This is a genomic window from Streptomyces zaehneri (genome assembly GCF_032248645.1).
Taxonomy (GTDB): Bacteria; Actinomycetota; Actinomycetes; order Streptomycetales; family Streptomycetaceae; genus Streptomyces; species Streptomyces coriariae.
This window is the reverse complement of record NZ_JASTTJ010000048.1, coordinates 20,381-27,263: the sequence shown is the minus strand read 5'-3', so window position 1 is coordinate 27,263 and position 6,883 is coordinate 20,381. Positions and strand designations below refer to the sequence as shown.

Annotated in this window: 6 protein-coding genes; 1 reads left to right on the top strand and 5 read right to left on the bottom strand. The window is 67.0% G+C overall.

Features of this window, described 5'->3' with window-relative positions:
- Positions 1-58: 58 nt before the first annotated feature.
- From QQM72_RS40075 to QQM72_RS40055, 5 genes are all read right to left on the bottom strand, one after another.
- Positions 59-1,207, bottom strand: coding sequence for a DUF475 domain-containing protein (locus QQM72_RS40075; RefSeq protein ID WP_314225732.1), 1,149 nt, complete (start codon positions 1,205-1,207; stop codon positions 59-61).
- Between the two features lie 74 nt (positions 1,208-1,281).
- Positions 1,282-1,857 (bottom strand): TerD family protein, encoded by a 576-nt coding sequence (locus QQM72_RS40070; protein WP_314225731.1) that lies wholly within the window; start codon positions 1,855-1,857, stop codon positions 1,282-1,284.
- A gap of 120 nt (positions 1,858-1,977) precedes the next feature.
- Positions 1,978-2,553, bottom strand: coding sequence for a calcium homeostasis/redox stress adaptation protein (locus tag QQM72_RS40065; protein ID WP_020126913.1), 576 nt, complete (start codon positions 2,551-2,553; stop codon positions 1,978-1,980).
- Between the two features lie 112 nt (positions 2,554-2,665).
- A complete protein-coding gene (locus QQM72_RS40060) occupies positions 2,666-3,133 on the bottom strand; it encodes a peroxiredoxin (RefSeq protein ID WP_314225730.1) in 468 nt (155 codons plus the stop codon).
- Between the two features lie 144 nt (positions 3,134-3,277).
- Positions 3,278-3,715 carry a DUF3052 domain-containing protein gene (locus QQM72_RS40055; RefSeq protein ID WP_020126915.1) on the bottom strand — a complete coding sequence of 146 codons (438 nt, stop codon included), beginning with the start codon at positions 3,713-3,715 and terminating at the stop codon, positions 3,278-3,280.
- 405 nt (positions 3,716-4,120) lie between these two features.
- On the opposite strand from QQM72_RS40055, the gene aceE reads away from it, so the two are divergent.
- Complete coding sequence (aceE, locus tag QQM72_RS40050) at positions 4,121-6,868, top strand: pyruvate dehydrogenase (acetyl-transferring), homodimeric type (protein WP_314225729.1); 2,748 nt, start codon at positions 4,121-4,123, stop codon at positions 6,866-6,868.
- Positions 6,869-6,883 lie beyond the last annotated feature (15 nt).

Below are 6,883 nucleotides of genomic sequence, written 5' to 3'. Positions count from 1 at the left end.
GGTGAGGACTCGTCCTCACCGGCCGCCCCGCTCAGAGCGTTCCTCGCTCGAAAGGTGATCACACCCCGGACGAGACCTCAGTCTTCTCGTCCGAGCCCTGGGCTTTTCCCTCGGCCGCCGCCAATGCGCGGTTGCGGCGTACGGAGGACCAGAAGGACCACCCGATCAGGACGACGCCGACGAGGCCGGTGATGACCTCGTTGATCTGGTACTGGATGGTGACCATGAGGATCACGGCGAGGGCGCCGATCGCGTAGTGGGCGCCGTGCTCGAGGTAGACGTAGTCGTCGAGGGTGCCCTGGCGGACCAGGTACACGGTCAGCGAACGGACGTACATCGCGCCGATGCCCAGACCCAGCGCCATCAGCACGATGTCGTTGGTGATGGCGAAGGCGCCGATCACGCCGTCGAAGGAGAAGGACGCGTCGAGGACCTCGAGGTAGAGGAACATGAAGAACGCGGCCTGACCGGCCAGGACGACCGGCGAACGCTTCTTGCCGGTGCGCGCGGCCTCTTCCTCCTCCTCGTGCTCGCGCTCCTCCTCTTCCTCGAGCTTGTCCTCGAAGTAGCCGGAGAGCCCGCCGACGACCATGTACGTGATGAGACCGGCGATGCCGGAGATCAGTACCGTCTCCGCCTTGTCGGCGTGCGCGCCGCCGTGCTGGTGGGCGTGGGCCGCGAAGGTGAAGGAGGTGATCAGCAGGACGATCAGCGCGATGCAGACCGACAGCATGTCGACCTTGCCGAGCTTGGCCAGCGGGCGCTCGATCCAGCGCAGCCACTGGATGTCACGGTCCTCGAAGATGAAGTCCAGGAAGATCATCAGCAGGAACATGCCACCGAAGGCGGCGATCGACGGGTGGGCGTCGGTGACCAGCTGCTGGTACTGGTCCTTGTCGTTGAGCGCGAGGTCGACGGCGTCGATCGGGCCGATCTTGGCGCTGATGGCGACGATCACGACGGGGAAGACCAGCCGCATGCCGAAGACGGCGATGAGAACGCCCACCGTGAGGAAGATCTTCTGCCAGAAGGCACTCATCTTCTTCAGGATCCCGGCGTTGACCACCGCGTTGTCGAAGGACAGCGAGATCTCGAGGACGGAGAGGATCGCCACGATGCCGAAGGCCTCCCACCCCCCGTAGAAGACCGCTGCGACCAGGCCGAGCGCGGTGACCGCGAACGACCAGCCGAAGGTTTTCAGAAGCACTGGCTACCCAATCGTGTCTGGGGGTCCCCCCAAGCGAAGCTTGGGGGTGGTTCTCCCCCGCGCCGTACTCGGTTTTACGAAACGTTGACTCCGAAGTCTAGAGCGATGCCCCGCAACCCCGACGCGTACCCCTGCCCCACCGCCCGGAACTTCCATTCGCCCTGGTAGCGATAGAGCTCGCCGAAGATCATCGCGGTCTCCGTGCTGGCGTCCTCGCTGAGGTCGTAGCGGGCGAGTTCCTGTCCGTCGGCCTGGTTGACGACGCGGATGAACGCGTTGGAGACCTGTCCGAAGGTCTGACCCCGCTCGTCGGCCATGTGGATGGAGACCGGAAACACGATCTTGTCGCACTGGGGTGGCACCTTGGAGAGGTCCACCAGGAGCGACTCGTCGTCGCCTTCGCCCTCACCGGTGAGGTTGTCGCCGGTGTGCTCCACCGAGCCGTCCGGGCTCGTGAGCTGGTTGTAGAAGACGAACCACTCGTCCCCCATCACCCGGCCGCTGTTGCACAGCAGCGCGCTCGCGTCGAGGTCGAAGGGGGCTCCGGTGGTGGAGCGCGCGTCCCAGCCGAGTCCGATCATCACCTGAGTGAGGTTCGGCGCGGCCTTGGACAGGGAGACATTGCCTCCCTTGGCGAGCGTGACGCCCATAGTTGCTGGTCCTCCCCTAGGTGGTGCTCAGGTGCTTCCTCTTCGGTTGTCCTGCGCGTCCGGCGCCGCCCGTAAACGGTACGGCGCCGGACGGTCGGACCTGCGATCCCCGCGGGTGGCTCAGACGTTGACGCCGAAGTCCTGCGCGATACCGCGCAGGCCCGACGCGTAGCCCTGCCCGATGGCCCGGAACTTCCACTCCGCACCGTGCCGGTACAGCTCGCCGAAGACCATCGCGGTCTCGGTCGACGCGTCCTCGCTGAGGTCGTAGCGGGCGATCTCGGCGCCGCCGGCCTGGTTCACGACGCGGATGAACGCGTTGCGGACCTGCCCGAAGGACTGCTGCCGGTTCTCGGCGTCGTAGATCGACACCGGGAAGACGATCTTCTCGATGTCGGCCGGCACGCCGGCGAGGTTGACCTTGATCGCCTCGTCGTCGCCCTCGCCCTCACCGGTGGTGTTGTCACCGGTGTGCTCGACCGAGCCGTCGGGGCTCTTGAGGTTGTTGAAGAACACGAAGTTGGCGTCGCTGCCGACCTTGCCGGAGCTGTCCAGCAGCAGCGCGCTGGCGTCCAGGTCGAAGTCGGTGCCGGTCGTGGTGCGGACGTCCCACCCCAGACCGACGATGACCGCGGTCAGGCCCGGGGCCTCCTTGGTCAGCGATACGTTGCCGCCCTTGCTGAGGCTGACTCCCACAAGTCCTCCATTGGTGTCCTGGGGCGGGGAGCCCCTGGTGCGTCGGATATCGGATCAACGAGTCGATCCTAGTGACGGGTTCCCGCCCCACGCAGGCCCTGGAGCCGAAGAATCACAGGGTGTCGAGCGCGGCGACGTACTCGCCGAGGTCCCGGGCGTCCGGCAGCGCGTTGACGACGGTCCAGCGCACCAGGCCCTCCTTGTCGATGACGAAGGTGCCGCGCACCGCGCAGCCCTTGTCCTCGGCGAAGACGCCGTAGGCGCGGCTCACCTCACCGTGCGGCCAGAAGTCGCTGAGCAGCGGGTATTCCAGGCCCTCCTGCTCGGCGAAGACGCGCAGGGTGTGGATGGAGTCGTTGGAGACGGCGAGCACCTGGGTGTCCCGGTCGGCGAACTTCGGCAGGTTGTCGCGCACCTCGCACAGCTCACCGGTGCACACGCCGGTGAAGGCGAAGGGGTAGAAGAGCAGGACGACGTTCTTGGGGTTCTCGCCCCCGCGGAAGTCGGAGAGCCGCACGGCCCGGCCGTGGTTGTCCTTGAGCTCGAAGTCGGGGGCCTTGTCGCCGACCTGGATCGCCATCGCCTGGTTTTCCCTTCGGTGGGGCTGTCTGGGTGAGTCCACCCTACGCAGCGACCACGGAAGGCCGCCGGACGGGCTGAGTACGAGGACCCAGCCCGCCCGGCGTCACTTCACATCACTTCTTCGGACGTCACTCCCTGGACGTCACTTCTTGGACTTCGCGGCCTTGGGCGTCACCAGCCGGCTGCCACTCCAGTCCTTGCCCACGCTGACGCTCTTGCTGGCCGACAGACCCGCAGTCGTCGAGGCTTCGGAGATGTCGCTCGGCTCCACGTATCCCGTACGGCCGGTCTTCGGCGTCAGGAGGAGGATCGACCCGCCTTCTTCGATGTACGTGGTGGCGTCCACCAGCGCATCCGTCAGGTCTCCGTCATCGTCGCGGAACCAGAGCACCACGGCGTCGGCGACGTCGTCGTAGTCCTCGTCCACCAGATCGCTGCCGATGACTTCCTCAATGGACTCGCGGAGCTCCTGGTCGACGTCGTCGTCGTAGCCGATCTCCTGGACCACCTGCTCGGGCTGGAAACCCAGCCTGACGGCAGGGCTGGTCCGCTCCTCCGCGTGGTCCGCGGTCGCGCTCACGGGTTGCCTCCTGATCATGTTTTGGGGAATTACTCAGCCACGCGCGTGCGCGAAGCATTGGCCGTAGTCCACACGGACGGGACGGATCGCGCAAGTACCCGGCGGTTCGGACCGCCGAAACGGTGACGATCCTGGCCGTGTCGACGCAACTCCAGGCACGCGATTCGGACGGATGGTGACGTACACCACACCTATCTGCCCTGTTTGCGTATTTGAGAACCATCCAAGGGTACGAGATTCGAACGAGTGCCGGTTACCTCGGGGTAGAGATGACGTTTGCGGCCCCTAGGTACACGATGGGGGCGGTGCAGGCACTGGAGAGTCAGCGAGACACCCCGCGAGGCACCCGCGAGGCACGAACGAGAAACACCGTCCCACCCAGCCCTCTGACAGGTAAGGAACAGCGTGGCTTCCGGATCCGATCGCAACCCGATCATCATTGGCGGCCTTCCGAGTCAGGTTCCTGACTTCGACCCCGAGGAAACCCAGGAGTGGCTCGACTCCCTCGACGCCGCGATCGACGAGCGCGGCCGGGAGCGGGCCCGCTATCTGATGCTCCGGCTGATCGAACGGGCCCGCGAGAAGCGTGTGGCCGTGCCCGAGATGCGCAGCACGGACTATGTCAACACCATCCCCACCCGGGCCGAGCCCTTCTTCCCGGGCAACGAGGAGATCGAGCGCCGGATCCTCAACGCGACCCGCTGGAACGCGGCCGTGATGGTGTCCAGGGCTCAGCGGCCGGGCATCGGCGTGGGCGGCCACATCGCCACCTTCGCCTCCTCCGCGTCCCTCTACGACGTCGGCTTCAACCACTTCTTCCGCGGCAAGGACGAGGGTGACGGCGGCGACCAGGTCTTCTTCCAGGGGCACGCCTCCCCGGGCATCTACGCGCGCGCGTTCCTGCTCGACCGGCTGAGCGAGCAGAACCTGGACGCGTTCCGCCAGGAGAAGTCGAAGGCGCCGAACGGGCTCTCCTCGTACCCGCACCCGCGTCTGATGCCGGACTTCTGGGAGTTCCCGACCGTGTCGATGGGTCTCGGCCCGATCGGCGCGATCTACCAGGCGCGGATGAACCGCTACATGCACGCGCGCGGGATCGCCGACACGTCCAAGTCGCACGTGTGGGCGTTCCTCGGCGACGGCGAGATGGACGAGCCGGAGTCGCTCGGCCAGCTGACCATCGCCGCGCGTGAGGGCCTGGACAACCTGACCTTCGTCGTCAACTGCAACCTCCAGCGCCTGGACGGGCCGGTGCGCGGCAACGGCAAGGTCATCCAGGAGCTGGAGTCGGTCTTCCGGGGCGCCGGCTGGAACGTGATCAAGCTGATCTGGGACCGCTCCTGGGACCCGCTGCTCGCCCAGGACCGCGACGGCACCCTCGTCAACCGGATGAACACGACGCCGGACGGCCAGTACCAGACCTACGCCACCGAGTCCGGCGCCTACATCCGCGACCACTTCTTCGGCGACGACCAGCGGCTGCGCGCGATGGTCGAGGGCATGACCGACGACCAGATCCTGCACCTGGGACGCGGCGGTCACGACCACCGGAAGATCTACGCGGCGTTCAAGGCGGCCGTGGAACACACCGGCCAGCCGACGGTCATCCTCGCCAAGACGGTCAAGGGCTGGACGCTGGGGCCGAACTTCGAAGGCCGCAACGCCACGCACCAGATGAAGAAGCTGACGGTCGCCGACCTCAAGGGCTTCCGCGACCGGCTGCACCTGCCGATCTCCGACAAGGAGCTGGAGGGCGGCCTCCCGCCGTACTTCCACCCCGGGCGGAACTCGGAGGAGATCCAGTACATGCACGACCGCCGCAAGGGTCTCGGCGGTTATGTCCCGACCCGTGTCGTGCGCTCGAAGCCGCTCGCACTGCCGGACGACAAGACGTACGCGAGTGTGAAGAAGGGCTCGGGTCAGCAGTCCATCGCGACGACCATGGCCTTTGTGCGGCTCCTCAAGGACCTCATGCGGGACAAGGAACTCGGCAAGCGCTTCGTGCTGATCGCGCCGGACGAGTACCGCACGTTCGGCATGGACTCCTTCTTCCCGAGCGCGAAGATCTACAATCCGCTCGGTCAGCAGTACGAGGCGGTGGACCGGGATCTGCTGCTCGCCTACAAGGAGTCGCCGACCGGGCAGATGCTGCACGACGGCATCTCGGAGGCCGGCTGCACGGCGTCCCTGATCGCGGCGGGCTCGGCGTACGCCACCCACGGCGAGCCGCTGATCCCGGTCTACGTCTTCTACTCGATGTTCGGTTTCCAGCGCACCGGCGACCAGTTCTGGCAGATGTCGGACCAGCTGGCGCGCGGTTTCGTACTGGGCGCGACCGCCGGCCGGACCACCCTGACCGGCGAGGGCCTCCAGCACGCGGACGGCCACTCGCAGCTGCTCGCCTCGACGAACCCGGGCTGTGTCGCCTACGACCCGGCGTTCGGCTTCGAGATCGCGCACATCGTGCGGGACGGTCTGCGCAGGATGTACGGCAGTTCCGCCGAGCACCCGCACGGTGAGGACGTCTTCTACTACCTGACCGTCTACAACGAGCCGATCCAGCACCCGGCCGAGCCGGACGACGTGGACGTCGAGGGCATCCTCAAGGGCGTCCACCGCTTCAGCGAGGGCACCTCGGGGTCGATCCCGGCGCAGATCCTCGCGTCCGGCGTGGCCGTCCCCTGGGCGGTCGAGGCGCAGAAGATCCTCGCCGAGGAGTGGAACGTCAAGGCGGACGTCTGGTCCGCGACCTCCTGGAACGAGCTGCGGCGCGAGGCCGTCGAGGTCGAGCGGCACAACCTGCTGCACCCGGAGGAGGAGCAGCGGGTGCCGTACGTGACGCGGAAGCTGTCCGGGGCCGAGGGGCCGTTCGTGGCCGTCTCGGACTGGATGCGGTCGGTCCCCGACCAGATCGCGCGCTGGGTGCCGGGCACGTACCAGTCGCTGGGCGCGGACGGCTTCGGCTTCGCGGACACCCGGGGAGCGGCTCGCCGCTTCTTCCACATCGACGCGCAGTCGATCGTGGTGGGGGTGCTGACTGAGCTGGCCAAGGAGGGCAAGGTCGACCGGTCGCTGCTGAAGCAGGCCATCGACCGGTACCAGCTGCTGGACGTGTCGGCGGCGGACCCGGGGGCGGCCGGAGGCGACGCGTAGCGCTCTGCGCACGAA